16 protein-coding genes are annotated in these 22,139 nt (G+C 38.4%); 2 read left to right on the forward strand and 14 right to left on the reverse strand.

Annotated features, from left to right (window positions below; translation table 11 throughout):
- Positions 1 to 77: 77 nt before the first annotated feature.
- The 12 genes from WKH56_RS27245 to WKH56_RS27300 all read right to left on the reverse strand — a co-directional run bounded on the left by WKH56_RS27245 (position 78) and on the right by WKH56_RS27300 (position 15,921).
- Positions 78 to 1,298 (reverse strand): MFS transporter, encoded by a 1,221-nt coding sequence (locus WKH56_RS27245; protein WP_168760507.1) that lies wholly within the window; start codon positions 1,296 to 1,298, stop codon positions 78 to 80.
- 358 nt (positions 1,299 to 1,656) lie between these two features.
- Positions 1,657 to 2,121 carry a hut operon transcriptional regulator HutP gene (gene hutP, locus WKH56_RS27250; protein WP_045291416.1) on the reverse strand — a complete coding sequence of 155 codons (465 nt, stop codon included), beginning with the start codon at positions 2,119 to 2,121 and terminating at the stop codon, positions 1,657 to 1,659.
- Positions 2,122 to 2,332: 211 nt separating this feature from the next.
- Positions 2,333 to 3,292: an L-threonine 3-dehydrogenase gene (locus tag WKH56_RS27255; RefSeq protein ID WP_310884309.1), complete on the reverse strand. Its 960-nt coding sequence runs from the start codon at positions 3,290 to 3,292 to the stop codon at positions 2,333 to 2,335.
- Between the two features lie 37 nt (positions 3,293 to 3,329).
- Entirely contained in the window at positions 3,330 to 4,520 is a 1,191-nt protein-coding gene (locus WKH56_RS27260; protein ID WP_060747530.1) for a glycine C-acetyltransferase, read from the reverse strand.
- A gap of 480 nt (positions 4,521 to 5,000) precedes the next feature.
- The gene (locus WKH56_RS27265; protein ID WP_310884308.1) at positions 5,001 to 6,461 is read right to left on the reverse strand and encodes an MDR family MFS transporter; all 1,461 of its coding nucleotides are present in this window, start codon (positions 6,459 to 6,461) and stop codon (positions 5,001 to 5,003) included.
- A gap of 302 nt (positions 6,462 to 6,763) precedes the next feature.
- The gene (locus tag WKH56_RS27270) at positions 6,764 to 7,198 is read right to left on the reverse strand and encodes a ferritin-like domain-containing protein (protein ID WP_013056263.1); all 435 of its coding nucleotides are present in this window, start codon (positions 7,196 to 7,198) and stop codon (positions 6,764 to 6,766) included.
- A gap of 123 nt (positions 7,199 to 7,321) precedes the next feature.
- Positions 7,322 to 8,884, reverse strand: coding sequence for a glycoside hydrolase family 32 protein (locus WKH56_RS27275; RefSeq protein ID WP_310884307.1), 1,563 nt, complete (start codon positions 8,882 to 8,884; stop codon positions 7,322 to 7,324).
- Positions 8,885 to 8,980: 96 nt separating this feature from the next.
- Complete coding sequence (locus WKH56_RS27280) at positions 8,981 to 10,435, reverse strand: glycoside hydrolase family 68 protein (RefSeq protein ID WP_063246917.1); 1,455 nt, start codon at positions 10,433 to 10,435, stop codon at positions 8,981 to 8,983.
- Positions 10,436 to 11,020: 585 nt separating this feature from the next.
- Positions 11,021 to 12,709 carry a gamma-glutamyltransferase gene (gene ggt, locus WKH56_RS27285; RefSeq protein WP_310884306.1) on the reverse strand — a complete coding sequence of 563 codons (1,689 nt, stop codon included), beginning with the start codon at positions 12,707 to 12,709 and terminating at the stop codon, positions 11,021 to 11,023.
- Positions 12,710 to 12,930: 221 nt separating this feature from the next.
- Positions 12,931 to 13,647 (reverse strand): YjjG family noncanonical pyrimidine nucleotidase, encoded by a 717-nt coding sequence (locus WKH56_RS27290; protein ID WP_342837051.1) that lies wholly within the window; start codon positions 13,645 to 13,647, stop codon positions 12,931 to 12,933.
- Between the two features lie 36 nt (positions 13,648 to 13,683).
- The gene (locus WKH56_RS27295; RefSeq protein WP_048018543.1) at positions 13,684 to 14,376 is read right to left on the reverse strand and encodes a Crp/Fnr family transcriptional regulator; all 693 of its coding nucleotides are present in this window, start codon (positions 14,374 to 14,376) and stop codon (positions 13,684 to 13,686) included.
- A gap of 171 nt (positions 14,377 to 14,547) precedes the next feature.
- Entirely contained in the window at positions 14,548 to 15,921 is a 1,374-nt protein-coding gene (locus tag WKH56_RS27300) for an amino acid permease (RefSeq protein ID WP_063246914.1), read from the reverse strand.
- 289 nt (positions 15,922 to 16,210) lie between these two features.
- Here WKH56_RS27300 and WKH56_RS27305 point away from each other — a divergent pair, with 289 nt between their 5' ends.
- Both WKH56_RS27305 and WKH56_RS27310 read left to right on the forward strand, forming a co-directional pair.
- Complete coding sequence (locus tag WKH56_RS27305; protein WP_342837053.1) at positions 16,211 to 16,825, forward strand: LysE family translocator; 615 nt, start codon at positions 16,211 to 16,213, stop codon at positions 16,823 to 16,825.
- Positions 16,826 to 17,011: 186 nt separating this feature from the next.
- Positions 17,012 to 18,151, forward strand: a complete 1,140-nt coding sequence (locus WKH56_RS27310) for a SpoIIE family protein phosphatase (RefSeq protein ID WP_028413961.1) — start codon at positions 17,012 to 17,014, stop codon at positions 18,149 to 18,151.
- 30 nt (positions 18,152 to 18,181) lie between these two features.
- On the opposite strand, the gene WKH56_RS27315 is transcribed toward WKH56_RS27310, so the two are convergent.
- Together WKH56_RS27315 and WKH56_RS27320 are read right to left on the reverse strand one after the other, a co-directional pair.
- Positions 18,182 to 19,036 carry a CheR family methyltransferase gene (locus tag WKH56_RS27315; RefSeq protein WP_063246912.1) on the reverse strand — a complete coding sequence of 285 codons (855 nt, stop codon included), beginning with the start codon at positions 19,034 to 19,036 and terminating at the stop codon, positions 18,182 to 18,184.
- Positions 19,037 to 19,054: 18 nt separating this feature from the next.
- A complete protein-coding gene (locus tag WKH56_RS27320; protein ID WP_342837055.1) occupies positions 19,055 to 21,808 on the reverse strand; it encodes a CHASE3 domain-containing protein in 2,754 nt (917 codons plus the stop codon).
- Positions 21,809 to 22,139 lie beyond the last annotated feature (331 nt).

The following is a 22,139-nucleotide window of genomic DNA, read 5'->3' on the forward strand; positions in this document are numbered from 1 at the left end:
TTTTTATCCACTCAAAAAAACCGCCCTTTTGAGTAAGCGCGGTTTTTTCCAGAAAAGCATAGAATCTATTTTTTATTTTAAAGAGCAGACTGAGCGTTCATTTGTTTTACTTTTTTTTCTCCCGTTTTTTTAAGACTCATCATAAAAATAAACGAAATACAGTACAGCCCCGCCAAGTACGTCATCGCTACCGTCATATCATAGCTTTGCAAAAGATAGCCGACAAGAATGGGTGACAACCCTCCGAGCGCTCTCCCGAAGTTAAAAATAGTGTTCGTTGCAGTACTGCGAACTTCTACCGAATAGTGACTGCTGATCAAGGCTCCGTATCCTGCGAACATTCCGTTTGAGAAAAATCCGACAACAGCTCCTCCTATAAGCAGCCCTGCACTTCCTTCGGCATACGAGTATAAAAATACCGCACACGCTGAAGCGAGAAGAAAAATTCCAAAAGTACGTTTCGAACCAAAACGATCCATAAATTGACCAAATGTTAGCATGCCTATAATCATTCCAACGGCTGTACTGATTGTCCAAAGAGCTGAACTTGAAACAGAGAGTCCTTGTGATTGCTGAAGCATAGACGGAAGCCATATCATGAGTCCGTTATAGCCTGCAATTTGAACGGTAGCCATCACTGCCAGAGAAATAGTCGTCATCGCCGTCTTAGGCGTAGCAAATAGTTGACGTAGCTTGCCATTATTTTTAACAACGGCTGTTTTCTCTTTTTGAGCTTTTAGCCACTCAGGAGATTCGTTTAAATTTTTTCGTACGATAAAAGCAAAAATGACGGGGATAATTCCGACAAAAAACAGCGCTCTCCATCCAAAAATCGGCAGGATCAGAGAACTTAAAAGCGCCGCAAGAATAACTCCAAATTGTGCGCCAATACTAACATAAGATGAAGCTCTTCCTTGCTTATGTTTCGGCCACGCTTCTGCAACAAGAGCCATACCGATTCCGTACTCTCCTCCAGCCCCAATTCCGGCAATAAATCGTGAAGCATACACTTGTTCAACATTTGCTGCAAAACCTGTTAATGCCGTTCCGACTGCAAATAGAAGAACCGTGTAGGTAAAAACCCGCACTCTTCCAAATTTATCTGCTAAAATTCCGAAGATGACTCCGCCTATCAGCATTCCTATATTCGTAATAGAAGAAATAAGTCCACCCGTTGCTAAATCAATGTGAAATTCAGCGATAATCATTGACATAGCAAACGAGATAAACATAATGTCCATCCCTTCTAACGTCAAACCTGCTACTGATGCTACAACTGTCTTGTTACGATAATTCATGTTGTTCCACCCTCCACTGTATTCTTTCTGTATAAACGCTCTTTCTTTTTTGAAGGAATGGATAAATAACATATGTCCATTCTCTTTTGAAGCCTCTCTGGACTTCGTTTAAAAGAGGTAAGTAACGCATAAAAGCCCTTTTGTCGCAGAGGGCAAAAGGGCACAGATAGGCATAGAAGCAGTAAACAAGTTATCCGTCCTTTTCGGCCTCTCTGGACCGTCTTAAAGGCAGTTATTATATTAATCACTATGTTAACACGCCGCACAGAACCTTTCAATAAGAAAAATATCTTCTTTAAAGCAGCTATGTACATCTACTACTCGCTTTTTATTATCATACTATTTCATCAATTACTCTTTAGATATGGTTAAAACCAAAGCCTAATGTATCATGTTCAAAGCCTTTTTTAGGCGCACCTATCGTTCCATACACACAAACACTAATCCATTCCTCGCTTGATCCTGAGAACTCAATTTTTCCGCGTACAATTGAAAATGTGAGTCCTACTGTCCGTAAAATATCACCTAGCTGCAGCGTTCCTCGACTCACTCCTTGAATGGCTTCAAGTATAGCATGATAAAGAGCGTGAACTTCCCGGTACGACTGGGCATTAATAATTTTGTTTGTCTTGGCGCTCGTTTCAATTGCCGCCACGACTTTAGACAGTTCCATTGCTCCGACTTTTCCTACTGTGTAGCTATATCCTCTCTCATTGATTTCCTTTTCAATACCTTCAGCTAGTTCCGTATTATGTAAAAGAACGAGTAAAGATGTTAATCTTCCCATTGAAAAATCATTAACTTGTTGAAATTTATTGTTCAACTGTCATTCCCTCCCTTCTATCCCCTTATTATTTTAACAGACGAATACCTAAAAGGGTGCTGATTATTCAACGAACGAGCGCTCACTTAAAGGGGCAGAAGATCTATGTGTACTGTCCACCACTGTTACGAAGTAGAACTTGCATAAACAAGCAATCTGCCTTTTAGTAAGCGCTTACTTTATTTTCGAGGAAGAAATCATTTTTCTCTACTTACGTTAAGACAAGCTGTGATTCAACTTTTAACTTTCCCAGCATCTCTCTCGTCATTTTTTCTAGGTTATATTCTGTTTTAAACCCCCACTCTTCCTTCGCACAGCTGGAATCTATATGGTTAGGCCAGCTTTCCGCAATTGCTTGTCGAACAGGATCTACTTGATAATTCAGCACAAATTCCGGAATCGTTTTTCTGATTTCAGTCGCCATTTGTTCTGGATCAAAGCTCATGGCAGAAACGTTAAATGAATTTCGGTGCTTTAGCTTAGAACCGTCCGCTTCCATTAATTGGATGACGGCGTTTAGTGCGTCAGGCATATACATCATATCCATATAGGTTCCTTTGTCGATATAAGACGTATAGCGCTTATGTTTAACGGCTTCATAATAAATTTCAACAGCGTAGTCCGTTGTTCCTCCACCTGGAGGCGTTACGTATGAAATTAAGCCTGGAAAACGCAGCCCTCGTGTATCTACTCCGAATTTATGGTGGTAGTAATCGCAAAGTAATTCACCCGCTACTTTATTAACACCATACATCGTGGTAGGACGTTGAATTGTATCCTGCGGCGTCCAGTCTTTTGGAGTCGTTGGACCAAATGCACCAATTGAACTTGGAGTGAAAAATTGACACTGAAGCTCGCGTGCTACTTCGAGCGCGTTTACTAATCCGCCCATATTTAGATTCCAAGCTAGAAGCGGTTTTTGCTCGGCTGTCGCTGATAACAGCGCAGCCAAGTGAATAATCGTATCAACTTTATGCTTTTTAGCGATCGTAAATAACGCAGTCTGATCCGTTACATCTAAAATCTCGAATGGACCTGAAGTCACGACATCGCTCGTCGTTTTGCGAATATCGGTGGCAATAATATTTTCTGAACCATATATCTCTCTCATTTTCGCCGTTAACTCAGAACCGATTTGCCCTAAAGAACCCGTTATTAATACTTTTTTCATGTCAATATCCTCCTCGTGTACTGCCTAGATTCAACGTTTAGATTAATTTCATTTCCTTGCCTACTTTTTTGTAGATACGAAGTGCTTCATCTAACATTTCTTTCGTATGAGCAGCCGTCGGCATATTGCGAACGCGTCCTGTCCCTCTTGGAACGGTTGGGAAAACAATTGATTTAGCGTATACCCCTTCTTCTATTAACCTCTTACTAAAAATCTGGGTTTGGTTTTCATCTCCTATGATGCACGGAGTGATAGGTGTTTCACTTTCTCCAATGTTAAAGCCTAGTTCTTTTAATCCTTGCTTTAAATACCGACTGTTTTCCCACATTTGCTGCTGCAGCTCTGTACTTGTGCTTAGGATTTCAATTGCTTTCATACAGGCAGCAGCCGTGCCTGGTGTAATAGCAGTCGAAAACAAAAACGGACGGCTTCTTACTTTTAACCAGTCGATTAAGTCTTTTTTTCCGGCTACGTACCCACCTACAGCTCCAATCGCTTTTGATAATGTTCCAATCTGGAAGTCTACTTTTTCAGATAAGCCAAAATGTTTGACTGTCCCCATACCGTTACCTAATACGCCCGATCCGTGAGCGTCATCTACGTATGTGATTAAGTCAAATTCCTCTGCGATTTCTACAATTTCCGGAAGCTTAGCAATGTCTCCATCCATTGAGAACACACCATCGGTAATCACCATTATTTTATTATATAAATCGGATTTTTGTGCTTCGCCTGCTTTTGCACGAAGATCTTCCATATCCGAATGCTTAAAAGGAATAATTTTTGCTTTTGATAGCCGGCATCCATCAATAATTGAAGCGTGATTCAGCTCATCTGATAAAATCGCATCATGTCTATCCATAACCGCGGAGATGGCTGCCATATTACAGTTAAACCCAGACTGATAAGCTATAGCTGCTTCTGTATGCTTAAACTCGGCTAGCTTTTCCTCTAGCTTAATATGAATATCTAGAGTTCCATTAATCGTTCGGACAGCTCCAGCCCCCACTCCGTATTTTTCAGTGGCTTCGTTGCACGCATTAATAAGCCTCTCGTCTGTAGCAAGCCCCAAATAATTGTTGGATGATAAATTAATTAATTGCTTTCCCTCAATTTGAATCACAGGTCCATTGGGCCCCTCTACCGGATTAATGACGTTGTATAGCCCTTTATCTTTTAAATCTTCTAAATTATTATTCAAGAATTCTTTTAAACGTCTGCTTGTCATCTTCCATACCCCCTCATTGTTGTTCAACACGTCTTATAAACTTCTCTTTTCCCCATTAAAAGATTCATCTAAGCACTTACAGTATATGAGTTAAAAATCAAGTGTATTCCTGAGAAAGACAAATGTTTCTCTTGAAAGCGCTTAAAATTCAATGCTTATAGAATTCATAATAATCAACAACTAGGTAAATGTCCATACTAAAAAAACAAAAAATAAAAAATTTTCTGCATTGATAAAAATCCTTCTTATTATGAATGAGTTTGCGGGAACGTTATCAGACAATATCTTTTTTCTTTCTTTGATATTTTTTTAAAGAAGAGACTGATATATAACGAAATCAATCCAATCAACAGCTAAAAGCAGCTGGATATGCGAAAGCTACATTCACCTACCTATAAAAAAATCCGAACGAGTTTGATTCCTAATCAAACTCGTTCGGATTGTCCTTCAACTAAAATACTTGTGTTTCAGCCTCTTTCGTTACTTTTGTACAGATATATTTTTTATTTTTTCATGTCTTGTTTTTACTAGGAAGCATGAAACAGCAAAGCTTAGTAATGCAGCTAAAAATGTTCCACTGTAAATAATGTGAACACCTGATGCAAGAATTTCATGCAGCTTTGACAGTTCTTCTGCTGGTACTCCGCCTGTCTCAAACGAAGCATTTAAATTTTCTTGCCCTAATTTCTTTGCTTGTGAAAGTGTCACTAAGTTAAAGATTGTACCAAACACCGCAGAACCTAGCGTTTGACTAAATGTATTTGTAAATGTATTAAGAGCCACCGCTACTCCTCTTTTGCTAGCCGGGACCGCTGATTGAATAACCAGCATAAAAATAGGCGTAATAATACCCATTCCTAACCCAAGGACCCCAACGGCTACATAAATTAAAAATACGGGTGAGTGGGTGGAAACTAAAAACAGCATAAAACAAGCCGTACTTACAATGGCCGTGCCCAGCGTAAGGATGGAGTGCGTTTTAAGGCGCCCTACTAAATTCCCTGAAAGCAGTGAACCAATCGTCCAGCATACTGGCATAGGCATTAATACAAAACCAGCAGCGGTTGCACTTTTCCCCAGCACTCCTTGACTCCAAATTGGAAGGTAAACCGTAATACTAATAACTACTGACCCGACAAGAAGTGTTAATAAGTTTATAACAGATACACTTCGAATAGAAAACAGCTCAAGCGGAATAAGAGGTTCCGGCGATTTCTTTTCGATATAAATAAAGCCAATGAATGTCAGAACAGCTAGAACAAATAATCCTATAATGATCGGATCTCCCCAGTTTTGATGCTGACTTCCGGTTAAAAGCGCGTATAAAAATGCAATGGTTCCAACTGAAAACGTCACCGCTCCAATGTAATCGATATAGCGTTTTTCTTTTACCACTTCTTCTTTATAGTTTACTAGAAGAACAATAAAAGCCATTAGTCCAAACGGTATATTTAAAAAGAAAATATAGCGCCAAGACAGCGTATCGACTAAAAATCCCCCAAGAAGAGGACCGAGAACTCCAGCAACTCCCCAAACTGCGCTAATCCAACCTTGGGCTTTGGCTCTTTCTTTTGCTTCTTCATACAAGTCGCCAATAATAATCATTGTAAGCGGCATAACGACCCCGGCGCCTAGCCCTTGGATTGCTCTGTAGACAATTAATTGTTGCATCGAAAAGCTAAGCCCGCAAAGTATAGATCCGATTAAGAAAATAATAATTCCAACAAGCATAACTTTTTTTCGGCCGAATAAATCCGCTAACTTTCCGTATATAGGTGTAGATACAGCGGTTGTCAGCATATAAATGGCATATACCCAGCTAACTAGCTCAATACCCGACAAATCACTTGTAATTCTTGGAACAGCCGTACTGACAATGGTTCCTTCCATTGCAGCTAAAACAGTGACAAGCAGCAGCGCTGTCATGATTCGTTTCCTCATCTCTTTCTCTCCTTGCAACTGCGGGCATACCATCGTTTTTTTTACAGAAGATAAAAGCGGTTTCAATATACTTATACCCTTTTAGCCTTTATATGTATGTGATGCTCCGCATATAGTTACTGCCATATGCAGCCAAATAATTATTTTACTATAAATTTTTTCAAAGCGATAGAGAATTTCAAAAATATGACTTTCCTCTCATTTATAAAAACATGCGTACATGATGTTTAATTTCTTTTTTCAATTACAAAAAAGCATCCCGTAACAGGTGTTACGGGATGCTTTTTACGTATTTTGTATGATTAACTTAGTCGGGGATCTTTTAATAAACGTTCCATTTCTTCCATATGATTTGTTTCATCTGCAATCATATCCTCAAGTTTGACAACAAGCTCTGTTAATCCTAACTCTTCTGCTTGTTTTTTACGCTCTTCGTAGCGCTGGATCGTTTCTTTTTCAGCCTTGCTCGCTTCTTTAAGCATTTCCGTCACGTTTGAGACGTGCTTCACCTCAGCTGGCTTTGTTGTTGGCTCACCGCCAAGGTTTTTGATTTTTTCTGATAAATAAAGGGCATGCCCTTGCTCGTCAGGAATTTCTCCTTCAAAGAAAGGTTTTAAAATTTGATATTCTAGGCCGGTTACTGTAGACGCATAGTAAGTGTACTGAATAACCGCCGAATATTCACCCGCTAAATCGGTATTAAGTCCCTCTATTAGTTGTCTCATTTTCTCTTCCATTTGAATAAACACCCTTTCATTTACTGCCTTTCATTTACTGTTAGTAGGCATATACCCTTTTTAACGAGTCCTAAACCATAATAAGGTGATATTCTGCTCCCTTTTTTAAAAATAGGGAATTTACTAACTGGAACGAAAATGTTTGATTTCTATGTTCTTAAAGAAAGACGTTCCTCCTTGGGAAAAAAGCGTAATTCCTTGGTCGTTGTGACGAGGAAACACCTCGCTAGAATGTACGGTTTTTCCATCATCAATAAAGACTTCAATACTTGTTTTATCTACCAATATCTTCAAATGAACATTTTTCTTGTCTGCATCAAAGTAATCGCGGCTTTCCACATATTTTTTGCTTTGATCAGGCTGATTACTATAGCTTCTATTCACATATGAGACGTTATCTTTTGCAAAAACCCCGACATCAATGTGCCGCTTTTGATCTGCGGACTCTCGAAGTCGTAAGCCTACATTTTCTGCATCTGACCATGAAATATCTGTATCAAGCTGATAAGCTTCACCTTTTATCTTTAACTTTTTCTCTCCGTTTACTTCTACTTGCTTGAGAGAATTTGTTGAATCAGTTAGCTGATTTAATTCTTCGACAGGCTTTGATAACAGGCTGTACTGATCGTTGTCTTGTTTTGAAAGCGTAATTTCACGGGTTACTGAATCGAATCCGTTAAACCCATCTTTCATCGTTGGTGTCTTATCTGGATAATCCCAGTTGTTCATCCATGCAAAAGCGTAGCGTTTTTCTAAAGAATCCTCATTTTTACCGTCTTTAAACGTGACTGCTCCGTACCAATCAAAACCATGATCTAGCCATTGTGGCTCATCCATATCGGGAGTGAATGTTGTTCCATCGTAATTTCCTGTCCAATAAGCATAGGTGTTTGGCTTTCCGCTTTCTTTTCCATTTGCACTTGTCCCGAGAACCCACTTAACTGTCCCGTCATCCGCCTTCATTTGAAAAAGATCTGGACATTCTGTAATGCCAATATCTTTAGTGACAAGTCCTCCCGTATACGTCCAATCCTTTAGATCAGAAGATTCATAAAATCCGATTTTTTCACCTTCTGACATGACGAGAACCCACTTATCATGTTCATGATCCCATATGACTTTGGGATCTCGAAAATCTTTGGTGCCTGGATTAGGCATGATAGGATTTTTGCTATATGATTTAAAGGTTTTTCCTCTATCGGTGCTATACCATAAATACTGTTCTTGCTTTTGTCCATCAGCAGAAGGCTGGGTCATAATCGCTACAATTGCGCCTTTACCAAAACCTGCTGTGTTCTCTTTATCTTCTACAACGGATCCGGACCATATATCGCCATTTTTATTTGTATACTTTGGAATAGCTACTCCTTTATCTTTCCAATGAACCAAATCTTTAGACGTTGCATGTCGCCATTCCGTCCCGTTCCCTTTAGGGTAATCATGATTGTATAAGTAATAGTAATGATACTCTCCGTCAAAATAAATGGGCTTTTGAGGATCATTTTTCCATTTATCAGGCGTGCTAAAATGATACACCGGGCGATAAGTGGATTCACTTTTATTTCCTTTTTCTTTTCCTCGATCTTTTGTATCCTCTTTTTTGGATACGCCTGCTATAATGAGTCCGGCTATTACAACTAAAAGAACGGCAAGCGTTATCCATTTATAAGCACCTTTTTTCTTCAAACAAACCCCGCCTTTCTCTTTTTTGTCTACATCGAATAAAACAAAAGAAAATGGTGATTACAATCACCATTTTCTTTTGTTGCTATTGCAAAGGGCTTAGTCTTCATCCACTGTTAACTGACCTTGTTCAAGAACGCTATCTTTTACAACAGATGTTTTTGAACCGTCAATATTTACTAAGAAGCTTGGTGCAAATGTAGAGTGGTTGTCTTCATAAAAGCCTCTGTTTGTCATGTAGCTTGTAATAACAACATTATTACCTTTTGTTTGCGGTACGGCAAAGTGAGAATACGTAAATGTTTTATCATTAGGATCTAAATCCATATGAAGAACTAATCCCGTATCATTTAAAGGCTTATATTTTCCTGTTAACGTATTTGAAACATAGCCTAGCATATACACATCATCTTGTCCGATTCCATCAATCGTCATTTTAGATCCGCGAGAATCAGTGAACAAGTACCATTTTCCATCTTTTTTGAAAATGTTTGCACGTTCAATTTCGTCTGTAACTGTATTTGATGTGATAAGCGGCTTCATTACTTTTTTGAGCGTATAGTCATCATTTAACTCAATAATGCCCAAAGCCCCGTTTGCTAAAGAAGCTTTTTCTTTATTAGATCCTTCAAGAAGCTTTTTCTTTTCAGATTGGAAGAAAGGATTGTTTCCTCCGTAGTATGCTCTGTTATATAGAGAGTCTTCGCCTTGATAGCCATCTTCTGTTCCAGTGTTAGCTTCGAAAACAAGGTACTTATGTCCATTGTCTTCTATGTAATGAGGATCTCTTAGCGTATGGTTATCCCCTGTGTCATAACCGCCTTCATCAATAAACTGCTGAACCGTTTGATAAATCTTTCCGTCACCATCAAAGATTGACTTGTAATCTTCTACTCCGTCAACTTTTAACGTATTATCGTTTGGCTGAGACATGTTCACTTGAGCTGTCGTTAACGTTTGTTTTCCGTATTGTTTACCTGAATAATCCGTGTAGAATAAACGAACTTTACCATCTTTCGTTAATGTGGCAGAACCAGACCATTCTTGTGTTTGACTTTTAAGATGCGGGTCATTCGGAACGAATTTATCGCTGTCTTTAAACACTCTTCCAGCGTTTTTCCAGCTGTCAATCGATTTGTCTCCAGCTTTTTTATAGAAAAGATAAACAGACGTGTCATTCGAATCTTTTGGATCACCTGCTAGGGCAAACACAATTTGATATCCATGATAAGTCGCCACTGTTCCGTCAGCATTTTGTAATGGCCAGCTGTCCCATACATCTAAGTCAATTGTATTTCCCGATGCATCTTTTCCTTTAGCAGAAGCAATGTTTTTAATAGTGGATTCATCAAAAGCAGGAACCTTAAACTGAGCACTGTTTTGCTGCTGTGGAATTTTCACCATATTATCGCGAGTAATATGTGAAATTCCGTAGCTATTATTAAAGTCTTTGCTGTCATTTCCTTTAGCAAATGTTTGGTATCCCCCGCCTACTAGTAGGGCTGCAGCCAGTGTAGCAGCAGTTGTATGCTTAGCAACTCGTTTCATTTTCATATGTTTTCTCCTTTTGGGTTAGTAAAAAATATAAATTTATTAATTCAATTAGCCATCAAAAATCCGAAAGCAGAACCGGTTCCGTTCAACCAAAAGATTACTTGGATAAATGACGAAAGTCAAACATGCCAAATGTAGCTATTTTTCATTTTCATCTTTTTCATTAAGCTGTAACTAGGACCAAAGTTTACGTGTAAGAAACTTTTTATGTAACCGTTTGTTTTAAAAAAAGTGTACGACTTTTTTACACTCCAAACCACGTTTTCCAGCCGTTGCGTTTTATATTTTTCACATGATTAAATACTCTATTTTTCTAGCATTGAAAGCGCTATTCCTTTTTTTATGTTTTTCAATCATTCTGTTTTCATCAATCTCTTGAAAAATCAGTACTCTTTTTTATTATTCGGACATGAAAACGTTCTATTCTTTTTCCTTTCTGGAGATTAGAATGATAATAATAAAGGTCTAAAGTATGTTTTCAGAAAAAAATATTCCTTCTTTTTGCCTACTCATTTTTATCTTCTTTAATGCATCATACGCCATCCCTTTTACAAAAGAGAGAGCGTATGATGCATCTTTTTAATATTAAGAGTCTAAGCCAGTTGCTTTTCCTTCACGGCTGGAATCAGCTGCTCCAAATAAACGGCCGTTTTCTTTATCAATTTGAATACCTTGAACATTTCCGATTGGGAACGGCTCATCTCCAAAATTAAACCCCATGGCTTCTAGCTCTCCTTTGGCATTCATATCCACTCCGGCTTCCCAACCGATAAGTGATCCTGTACTATTAAAAATTCTTGGTTCTTCAATCGCTTCTTTTATATCCATTCCATAGTCTAAGACATTCATAAGCGTTTGGAACACAGAGCCTACAATGGTTGGTCCGCCCGGAGACCCTAAAGTGAGTACAGGTTCACTGTCTTTAAAAACGATGGTTGGGCTTTTACAGCTAACCGGACGCTTTCCTGCATCCGCTTGGTTTAGCCCTCCAGGAATAGCATCAAAATCAGTAAGCTCGTTGTTGAGTAAAAATCCATGGTCTTTAACCATAATTCCTGTACCAAAAGGATGTTCCACAGTTGATGTACAAGCGACAATATTGCCCCAGCGGTCAACTACCGTGAAGTGAGTTGTTTCACTAAGCTCACGTTCAGGTTCATAAGGCTGACGCACAACGTTCACTTTTTGGCCTTTCTCATAATCCCACGGGTTGCCAAAATCAACTTTCTCATTTTTATGCTTCCAATTAATTAATTTTTGACGTTCCTTTATATATTCGTCATTTAAAAGCCCTTTTAATGGAATGTCACTGCAGGCTGGATCTCCAGAGAATGCAATTTTATCTGAAAATGCAATGCGCATAGCTTCTGCAAACAAATAATACTTTTCCCACGATTTCACGTCGTACTGAGACACATCGAAGTCCTCTAATAGCTTTAAAATTTGCAGCACCGTAGCTCCTCCTGCACTAGGCATGTTGGAAGAAGCAATTCGGTATCCTTTATAATCTCCCCACACGGGTTCATCAATCTTAATCTGGTATTCTTTCAAATCTGACAGTTCCATAAAACCGCCGTGCTCTTTTATCGTTGAAATAATGGCTTCTGCAATTTCACCTTCATAAAAAGCCTCGATACCTTTTTCTTGAAGAATGCGGAATGTTTTAGCCAGATCTTTTTTATTAATCATATCTCCTTCTTGCATAGGCTTGCCGTTTGGAGAATATAGCTGCTTAGCATGTTCTCCTAGTCGATAGGCATATGTTTTTAAAATATCTCCAAGCACCCAGTTTGTTTCCACACCCGCTTCTGCTGCTTTGGCAGCCGGTTCAATTAATTCAGCAAGGGATTTTGTTCCATACTCTTTACGAGCTGCTTCCATCGCCTTTAAAATCCCTGGAATTCCAATTGCCGTTGCATGAGTAGAACGCTTTCTAAACGGAATAACTTCTTTATTTTCATCAAGAAACATTTCAGGATAAGCTGCTTTAGGAGCCTGAGAATGCCCGTCAAAAATTTTAGTTGTTTTGCTTTCATTGTGGTACACCATAAAAAAGCCGCTGCCTCCAATACCGGTCATCATCGGTTCTCCAACATTGAGCCCAAACTGAACGGCAATTGCCGCATCAATTGCATTGCCTCCCGCTCTTAGTACCTGTTCTCCGGCGTCTGTTGCAATTGGATGAGCACTGGCTACCATTCCTGTTTTTCCAACCGCTGTTTCTCTTCTATATGAACTCTTTCCTGAACGAGATAAACTTTTTCCATTAATCATCTTTTATGACCTCCTAGTTACTTACTTTATCTGGGATATTGTTAAAATACCCTATTGCATTTGGGATAAAACTGTTTAAATTTGTATTGATTACTTTACCTAGACCGATATCCCTAGCGTATTTTAAGCCCTGTGAAATCTATAAAACAGAAAAAGCGCCAGTCCTTTTTATTTAACAAAAGAGCTGGCGCTTTTTTAGTTTTTCTACCGTTTATACACTTTTACACTTGTACCGAAGCTGCTTCATTATTTAAGTTCAGCAGGTTATAAAGCTCTTGAAGCCTTCCTATTTCATAGGTAGGCTTCCAATTTGTATCATTCTTTTTTTTCTGAGGATTAAACCAGCACGTATCAATACCGGCCAGCTGCCCGCCTTGAATGTCTGCACTCAAAGAATCTCCAACAATCAATGTTTCATGTACGGACAGCTCTTTTATACGTGAAAAAACATAATCAAAATATTCCTGCATAGGTTTTTGAAAACCTGTATCTTCTGAAACAAATACTTCTTTAAAATAAGGATATAGACCTGAGTCCTGAAGGCGCTTATATTGTGTAGCCGATACGCCATTTGTAACCACATATAACTCATAGTAACCGCTCAGGTTTTTAATTACCTCAATAGCTCCGTCAATTAGCTGATGACCATTATTCAAATACGTTCGGTACTCTGCTTCAAGCAGCTTTCCGTCTTTCTCTATTCCATATTCTTTACATAGAGTAGAAAAGCGAGTATTTACAACTTGCTCACGGCTTATTTTATTTTCTTCAAAAGCTGTCCATAACCCCTGGTTTATCAAGCTATAACGTTTTTTGCTTTCATCAGTCAACGGAATACCGTGGTTAGCAAAAAGAAGCTGTAAAGCCTGCTCTTCGGCTGTGTTAAAGTCTAAAAGCGTATTATCAATGTCAAATAGAAGCGTTCTGTATGTTTTCATTCTTCTCTTTCCCCTTCAACTAATCTATTGCTTTTTCTACTCGTATATATTGTCGTTTGCTAGACAGCTCAGTTTTTCTTTATCTTTGAGAATAATGGAGCCTTTCTTTTTTTCAATAACTCCTTGCGCTACAAATTTCTGAAGAACACGATTTAAATGCCGGTAAGTCGTTCCGATTAAATTGGCTATATCTTTTAGGCTTTCTGTTTTTTGATCCATAACCAAATGTGATTCTTCACAAAAAATAGAGAGCAAGTAGCTAGCCAGCCGCACTTCAACTGGGTACATTAAATTAAAGCTTAGCGAGTTCGATTTTGCGCAAAACTTTTTTGTGAGCATTTCCAGTAAAAACGTCAGCAGCTGTGGATCATCGCTCGCATGCTGTTTTAATCGTTTGTATGGTATACCAATTACAACTAAAGGTGAAACGGCTTCAACCGTATTCATAATATCAACATCCTGTACATACTCAATATCGCCTATCACTTCAAGGGGCTGTTTAAAGGAAAGAACAAGCGTCTTGCCTTCGGGCGATATGGTATAAACTTTAACCTTGCCTTTCACCAGTATGTACAAGCAGTGAGACACGTCTCCTTGAGAACAAAGACGTTCTCCTGCCTCCACATCATACAGTGACAAATGCGGTAGTAAGTCTTTCTTGAAAACTGACTCTAATTTATAAGTATTTATATACTCCAGCAGCTGTTTCTCACTCGTAATTTCCCTCATGTTTTCCTCTCCATCATAACGGTTTCTTTTTATTAAACAATAACACTTCCCAAAATAAAAAGGACATATGTCCCGAATAAAATTTTAATTTTTACGTTATGTTCATAGATCCCTTTCAAAAGAAATATATACACAAAAAAGACTCTAGCTCGTTGGCTTAGAGTCTTTTTGTTAAACGCTCTTGTTCTTTCTGGCGTATCCAACGTAAATAAAGACGCCAATCAGCATCCAGCCGATTGAGTACATCCACGTTACCATTGATAAGTTAAACATAAGAAAGATACAGCAAAGAATAGCAAGAATTGGAATGAACGGCACAAAAGGTACTTTGAAACCGCGCTTTAAGTTAGGCTGACTTTTTCGAAGAGCTAAAATTGAAAATGAAACGGCAGCAAACGTAACAATCGCTAGCATATTCGCTAAATCTGCCAGCTGTTTTAAATCAACAAAACCAGCTACGATCGCGCCTAACGCCCCCACAAGCCATGTAGATATGACAGGCTCGCTATTTTTTTGGTTCACTTTCGCAAAAAGAGACGGCAATAATCCATCATGGCTCATTGACATCAGTATGCGGGGCACGACAAACAAATAAGCAAATACGACGGCCATAATACCAATAACCGCTCCGATAGATACAATGAGCGCTGCCCATTCTTGTCCTACACTATTGAGCGCATATGACAACGCATCGCCTACGTTTAGCTCTTTATAAGAAACCATTCCTGTTAATACTAATGCAATTACTACGTAAATGACTGCACAAACACTTAGTGCAATCAAAATACCTAGCGGCAAGTTTCTTTGCGGATTTTTCACTTCTTCTGCCGAAGTAGAAATGGCATCAAATCCGTTATAAGCGAAAAAGACGGAAGCTGCGCCTGCAAAGATCCCTTTCACACCAAAAGGAGTAAATGGGTGCCAGTTATTTGTATGAATAAAAAAGACGCCGACGGCTACAAATAAAAGAACAATACCTATCTTGATTAAAACCATTAAGTTATTTATTTTTTTACTTTCTTTTACCCCTCTTGTTAATAAAAACGACATGCACAGCACAATAAATACTGCCGGAAGGTTAATGATACCTCCGTCGCTCGGTATGGCGGTTAACGATTCAGGAAGTCTAATACCAAACTCAGTAAGCACATTATTTACGTAAGAAGACCATCCGCCTGCTACAGACGCTAAAGACACCGTATAGCATCCTACAATGGACCACCCTATTAAATGCGCTACAAATTTCCCTAATGAAACATATATGTATGTATATGCGCCTCCTGAACTTGGAACAGCTGAACCAAATTCTGCATAGCACAACGCAACAAGAATACAGGCTATTGCAGAAATAATAAATGAAACGGAGACCGAGGGCCCTGCATCCCTGGCGGCAACTAGTCCTGCTATAACCAGCACTCCTGTCCCAATGGTTGCTCCTACTCCCATCAAAATAACATCAAATAACCCTAGTGTCTTAGTTGATTCTTTTGCTGCATTTTCCTCTAACAGCTTATTAACATCTTTTTTTGCAAACAGATTACTCATGATGACTAACCTCTCTTCATCTCATTACGAATGACTACTTTATAGTGGTAGATCTTTCTATATATGTAACAGTGAATTATTTTACTACATTTAATTTTCTGTGTAAAATAATTTAGCATTTGAACTTTTTAATGATTAAAACAAAATCACTAATAATGTTTTCTATCACACCATTATGATGTACCCGAACAGACTAAAAACATGCGTTAACACCTTTCTCAAAATTAGCTTCATTCATAATTGCTTTTGTACTATACTAAAGAAAAACTTCATAGGAGCAACGTAAAAGATGAACTTATTTTATTTTCTAAAGGGGTTAGTGATCGGTTTTTCCGTTGCTGCTCCCGTCGGTCCCATTGGTATTTTATGCATCAATCGCACGTTATCTAAAGGGCGATTACACGGATTTGTATCCGGGCTGGGAGCAGCTACAGCAGATGCTCTTTATGGATGCATCGCTGCGTTTGGCCTAACGTTCATTACAACCTTTTTATTAACCCAAAAGATTTGGCTTCAGCTGATTGGGGGATTATTTTTATGCTATTTAGGTGTACAAACTTTTCGTTCTCAACCTGCAGAGCACGCTGCTGCTGCTAAAGGAGAAGGGTTGCTTCGTTCGTATACATCCGTTCTCTTTTTAACGGTTACGAATCCAATGACGATCTTATTTTTTATTGGCGTGTTTTCTGGTGTAGGCATTAGTAAATCAGCATTTGATGTTGCTTCTGCGCTGACAATGGTTGCAGGCGTATTTTTAGGATCGGCCTGCTGGTGGCTCTCGCTCAGTTTTGCTATTAGTCTTGCCCGGTCGAAGTTTACGAATAACAGCTTGATCTGGGTAAATCGTATTTCGGGAGCGGTGGTACTGACTTTCGGGGTATTTGCGTTATACAAGTTGCTATAAAAAGTCACTTGTCTCCTTTTCTGGGGACAAGTGACTTTTTTAATAGAAAAGAATAATCTTAAAAAATACCCTAAACGCTGTGTTTTCTGTATAATAGATAAATAGAAAAACAGAAAAAGTATAAAAAATGCTTGAAAACTACATACTCAATCAATAGTCTTCAAACATAATAAGGGGAAATAAAGCATGACCATTCTTCTCGTAGATGACAATCAAGTCAATCTATTTGTGATTGAAAAAATTCTAAAAGGCGCTGGCTACGATAACTGTGTGTCTCTTACGTCTGCCCATGCGCTTTTTGACTATCTTAACCTGGACGATGAGAACTCAAAAACGAATTCGGTCGATTTGATTTTACTTGATATTATGATGCCCGAAATTGATGGAATCGAAGCCTGCAGGCGAATTCAACAGGTAGAACGCTTAAAACATATTCCAATTATCTTTGTCACAGCCCTAGAAGACAGCAGCAAATTAGTAGAAGCTCTAGACGCTGGCGGAACAGATTACGTCACAAAGCCAATTAATAAAGTGGAACTGCTGGCTCGTATGCGGGTAGCCTTACGCCTTAAAGCAGAAATTGACTGGCACACGGAACATGAAAAGAAAATTCAAACTGAGTTAGATTTAGCTACGCACGTACAGCAAAACTTACTCAGCCCCCCTTTACGAGAGAAAGATATTCAAATGGAAGTTTCATATTATCCTTCTTTTAAATTAGCGGGTGATATGTACTATTGGCACAAAATCGACGAGCACCGGTACGGTATTATTCTTTTTGATATGATGGGGCACGGCATCTCTGCCTCGCTTGTTTGTATGTTTATTTCGTCTGTGCTCAGAGAAGCTATCAAGTCCCTCATAGACCCTGAGCAGGTTATTACAGAGTTGAATCGCTACATGGAATTATTGCACAGCGAAAAAGATGAAATTCCTTACTATTTCACTGCTATTTATTTAGTGATTGATACGGAAGCTAAGACAGTAGAATATGTGAATGCCGGGCACCCAGAAGGTTATATGTTAGTGGATGAACATACGCTCGTTCCTCTTCAACGAGGAAGCTGCCCTGTAGGGTTTTTTGAAGAAATGGACGTTCAGAAATCTGTTGTCAGCTTTGAGAACGATGTGCAAATTTTGCTATTTACAGACGGAGCTCTTGAATCGATGGGCCCCTGCGAAAATGAATCTGCTCTTCGTCTTCAACAACTTACTGAACAAAAATGGACAAATCCGCAGGCATTTATGAATGAAATTTTCTCAGAAGAACAAAAGTTAAATCAGCCTGATGACATGTGCGTGCTTATGATTCAAGCACAAGCATAATAAAAAAGACCTCACAAATGAGGTCTTTTTTTATTGCTTTTGATAGATGCGCTCGTTCCCTGCAAACTCAATATAAGAAGTTGCTCCCTCAGCAAAGCGAAGCGTTTCTTTATCGCCAAGTCCAAGAAACCCTTTTACACACAGGCTTTCTGAAAATAAATTATACACTTGATTTTGCAGCTGAGCTGTAAAATAAATAAGGACGTTTCGGCAAATGATGACGTGAAATTCATTAAATGACTGATCCGTGACTAAATTATGCTGAGCAAAGATAATATTTTTTAACAGCGACGGATGAAAATATGCATAGTGATGATCCGTTTGATAATATTCCGAGAAGGCATTCTTTCCTCCGGCTTGAATATAATTTTTTGTATATGACTTCATTTTACGTAAAGAAAAGGCGCCTTGTTTTGCTTTTTCTAATACATCTTCGTTCATATCGGTTGCGTAAATGACCGTTTTATCCATTAACCCTTCTTCTTCTAAAAGAATCGCCATAGAAAATACCTCTTCGCCCGTTGCACAGCCAGCGTGCCAAATGCGAATTTCCGGATAATCCTTTAATACCGGAATCACTTTTGTGCGAAATGCTTTAAAAAAGCTTGGATCGCGAAACATCTCTGTTACATTTATTGAAAAATCATTTAAAAGCTGATTCATAAATTCTTCTTCGTGAATCGCTTTTTCTAACAATCGAGACACGGTTGGAATACGTTCAATTTTCATTCGATTATAGACTCGGCGACAAATAGAAGATTTAGCGTACTGTCTGAAATCGAATCCCGTTAATCGATAAATAGCCGTCAGCAGTAAATCAATCTCTAAATCCGTTTTTTTATTCATAACTAAGTCTTCACTTAAATCTAGGTGCTTCATATCCATTTATGTTTCATACCCCGCTTAATTTACTAGCCATACACGCATAACGGAGAACAGCTGATTTAAATCTAAAGGTTTGCTGATATAATCTGATGCTCCAGCTTCCAAGCATTTTTCACGATCGTTTTTCATTGCTTTAGCGGTTAATGCAATAATAGGCAAATCAACAAGCTTTAGCTCTCCTCTGATTTTCTGCATGGCTTCATATCCATCCATTTGCGGCATCATAATATCCATTAAAATGAGATCAAATGGTTCACTATTCTCCATCATTTCAAGACACTCTATTCCGTTATGAGCTGTCATAATGGTCATACCTTGTTTAGCTAGCGCAGTTTTTAAGGCAAAGATGTTGCGCTGGTCATCATCTACGATGAGCACTCGCTTATCTTGAAACACATTTTCACCATCTTGCAGTGAAGATTCAACTGGTTGTACAGAATGATCAATTTCAGTTATTTCTGCTTCAGGTTCAGCTTCTTCTACAGATACCGCTACTTCTTCATATGCAAAATTCACTTTTTCATAGTCAATAAGACCATTAGAGAGGCTAGGAAGGTATAGCGTAAACGTACTTCCTTTTCCTACTTCACTGCTTAGAGAAATCCAGCCGCCCAATAATTTTGCAAACTCACTGCAAATAGATAAGCCAAGTCCCGTTCCTCCGTACTTGCGGACCGTAGCTCCATCTGCCTGCTGAAACGCTTCAAAGATAAGCTGATGCTTTTCTTTTGGTATACCAATCCCTGTATCAGCTAAAGCTATTTCTAGCCAGCAATCCGTATCAACTGTACGCATAGCTGTTGTAAGACGATGGTCAGCTACTCGTTGAATGGATACTGTGACAGATCCCGATTCCGTAAATTTAAATGCATTTGATAAAAGATTTTTCACAATTTGCTGGAATCTCTTTTCATCTGTGTGAATGATGTCCGGTACATCTTGTGCTTTATTAATTTTCAATTGTACGTTTTTCTGCTCAGCAACGTGGCTGAAATTACGTTCGATTTGATCTGGAAGCTCACTCATATTCATCTCAGCTAGTAAAATATCTAGTTTTCCAGACTCTACTTTTGATAAATCCAAGATATCGTTAATTAACGCGAGCAAGTCTTTTCCTGAAGAATGAATAATACGAGCGTATTCTTCTTCATCTTCAGATAGCGTTTTAGCTGCGTTTTCCTCAAGCATTTCAGACAGAATAAGAATGCTGTTAAGTGGTGTTCGAAGCTCATGCGACATATTAGCAAGAAATTCAGATTTATATTGAGAATTCAATTCCAGCTGATGCGCTTTTTCTTCTAAATCTTCTTTTGCAGCCTCTAATTCAAACGATTTTTCTTCTGCGTCTTTTGTTCTTTCTTCTAGCTGTTCATTAATCATACGCAGCTCTTCAGACTGCATTTGCAGTTCTTCTGATTGTGTTTGAAGTTCTTCAGACTGAGCTTGGAGCTCTTCTGTCATCGCCTGAGATTCTTTTAATAGACGAGCAATTTCCATACGTCTAATTACGCCATTGATAGTGAGACCAAACGTTTCAATCACTTGACTAATAAGTTCTTGCTCTAAAACTGTAAACTCGTGCAGCGATGCAAGCTCGATAACAGCAATTACTTCATCTTCAAACAAGACGGGTACAATAAAAATACTCTTAGGTTTTACGTCTCCTAATCCTGAAGTAATGAGCTGGTACGTGTCAGGTACATCGTTTATGACAAAGGTTCTTTTCTCTAAAGCAGCTTGTCCAATGAGCCCTTCGCCTATCAAAAAGCTCTCTCTTCCCGCGTCGCCTTTTCTATCTGCAAAAGCAGCTTGTTTGACGAATAAGTTTCCTTTATCATTTTCCTCTCGAACATAAAATGCTCCGAAAGAAGCTTGTGTCATTTCTGAAACCGTAAAGAGAAATTTTTCCGCAAGCTTGTCTACAGATGCTATGCCTTGGTACATCGTTACAGCATGAGCAATGTTCGTTTGAAGCCAGTTTCGCTCTTCAATATTTTCTAACAACGCGTTCGTGGCTAGCCCTAAATCTTTAATTTCATCATTAGATCGAACTTTAATTCTTCCTTTTAACTCGCCTTTTGAAGCCGTAATTCGTTTGATCGTTTGCGTAACTTCTTTAATCGTATTCACAATAGAATTAGACAACACAATAGCGATAGCAAGTGAAATAAGCGTAACGAATAACAGCAAACCGTAAAGTCCAATTTTAATTTTTTGATTTTTCTCGTCTAACTCTGTTGCTCTTGTTTCAGTCGATTTTTTCTCTACATTTCTAAAAGAAGTAAACTGGCTGCGTATATCGTCCATATACTGGCGCCCAGGATCTTTCTCAAAAAATTGCTGAAGCTCTTTTGTATTATTTTCTTTTTTTAATGCAATGGTCGGTTCACCAGCAGCTTCAATCCAGTCTTGAATACTTCCTTTAATCTTCTCCAGTTTCTCCTGCTGATTTGGATTATTATTTAGAAGCTGATACAGCGCATTATAATCTTTTTCCCAACTTGTTGCTGCACTGTTATAAGGTTCTAAGTAACTCGCTTCTCCTGTAATAATATAGCCTCTTTGTCCGGTTTCCATATCAAGCAGGTGCTTTTCAATTCGATTGGTCAGATCATGGACTTCAATATCATGATCAATGATAAAATTCCGCTCTTTTTGCAAAGATGAAATTTGACTGTTTAAAACAATAAATGCAATAAATAAACAGACAATAACAATTAAATATCCAATAATAATTTTAGATTTGATGCCAAACCTCATTTTCTTTTCCATAATGTTCCTACTTTCATTCTAGATATTCTTCTAGAAGCATTCGAAAAACATGTTTATTTTTGCCGCTGGACAATTTCACTTTCAGTACACACTCTCCACTCCATCTTCCTTTGCTTGATAAGGCTTCTCTCTTTTTCCTATCAAGTCAACATTCCTATTATACACTCTATTTTTGTACAGAAGAATATTTATTGTGCAAGAGGGAAAGATTAATTTTCCAGTTTGCAAATACCTATTTTCAAGCTGTCTATAAAAATAGGCCCATGCTGTTAAAAGCATGAGCCTATCTTACAATATTTTTGTACACAATAAGGTAATGAAAAGTAATTTA

This window comes from Priestia sp. SB1 (genome assembly GCF_038898415.1).

Excerpts from the sequence above, each read along its gene's own strand:
- WKH56_RS27255 (WP_310884309.1), bottom strand. The coding sequence starts at position 3,292 with ATGAAAAAAGTATTAATAACGGGTTCTTTAGGGCAAATCGGTTCTGAG.
- WKH56_RS27320 (WP_342837055.1), bottom strand. The coding sequence starts at position 21,808 with ATGGAAAAGAAAATGAGGTTTGGCATCAAATCTAAAATTATTATTGGA.
- WKH56_RS27280 (WP_063246917.1), bottom strand. The coding sequence starts at position 10,435 with ATGAAAATGAAACGAGTTGCTAAGCATACAACTGCTGCTACACTGGCT.
- WKH56_RS27310 (WP_028413961.1), top strand. The coding sequence starts at position 17,012 with ATGACCATTCTTCTCGTAGATGACAATCAAGTCAATCTATTTGTGATT.
- ggt (WP_310884306.1), bottom strand. The coding sequence starts at position 12,709 with ATGATTAATGGAAAAAGTTTATCTCGTTCAGGAAAGAGTTCATATAGA.
- WKH56_RS27290 (WP_342837051.1), bottom strand. The coding sequence starts at position 13,647 with ATGAAAACATACAGAACGCTTCTATTTGACATTGATAATACGCTTTTA.
- WKH56_RS27265 (WP_310884308.1), bottom strand. The coding sequence starts at position 6,461 with ATGAGGAAACGAATCATGACAGCGCTGCTGCTTGTCACTGTTTTAGCT.
- WKH56_RS27305 (WP_342837053.1), top strand. The coding sequence starts at position 16,211 with ATGAACTTATTTTATTTTCTAAAGGGGTTAGTGATCGGTTTTTCCGTT.
- WKH56_RS27295 (WP_048018543.1), bottom strand. The coding sequence starts at position 14,376 with ATGAGGGAAATTACGAGTGAGAAACAGCTGCTGGAGTATATAAATACT.
- WKH56_RS27300 (WP_063246914.1), bottom strand. The coding sequence starts at position 15,921 with ATGAGTAATCTGTTTGCAAAAAAAGATGTTAATAAGCTGTTAGAGGAA.
- WKH56_RS27245 (WP_168760507.1), bottom strand. The coding sequence starts at position 1,298 with ATGAATTATCGTAACAAGACAGTTGTAGCATCAGTAGCAGGTTTGACG.
- WKH56_RS27260 (WP_060747530.1), bottom strand. The coding sequence starts at position 4,520 with ATGACAAGCAGACGTTTAAAAGAATTCTTGAATAATAATTTAGAAGAT.
- WKH56_RS27270 (WP_013056263.1), bottom strand. The coding sequence starts at position 7,198 with ATGGAAGAGAAAATGAGACAACTAATAGAGGGACTTAATACCGATTTA.
- WKH56_RS27315 (WP_063246912.1), bottom strand. The coding sequence starts at position 19,036 with ATGGATATGAAGCACCTAGATTTAAGTGAAGACTTAGTTATGAATAAA.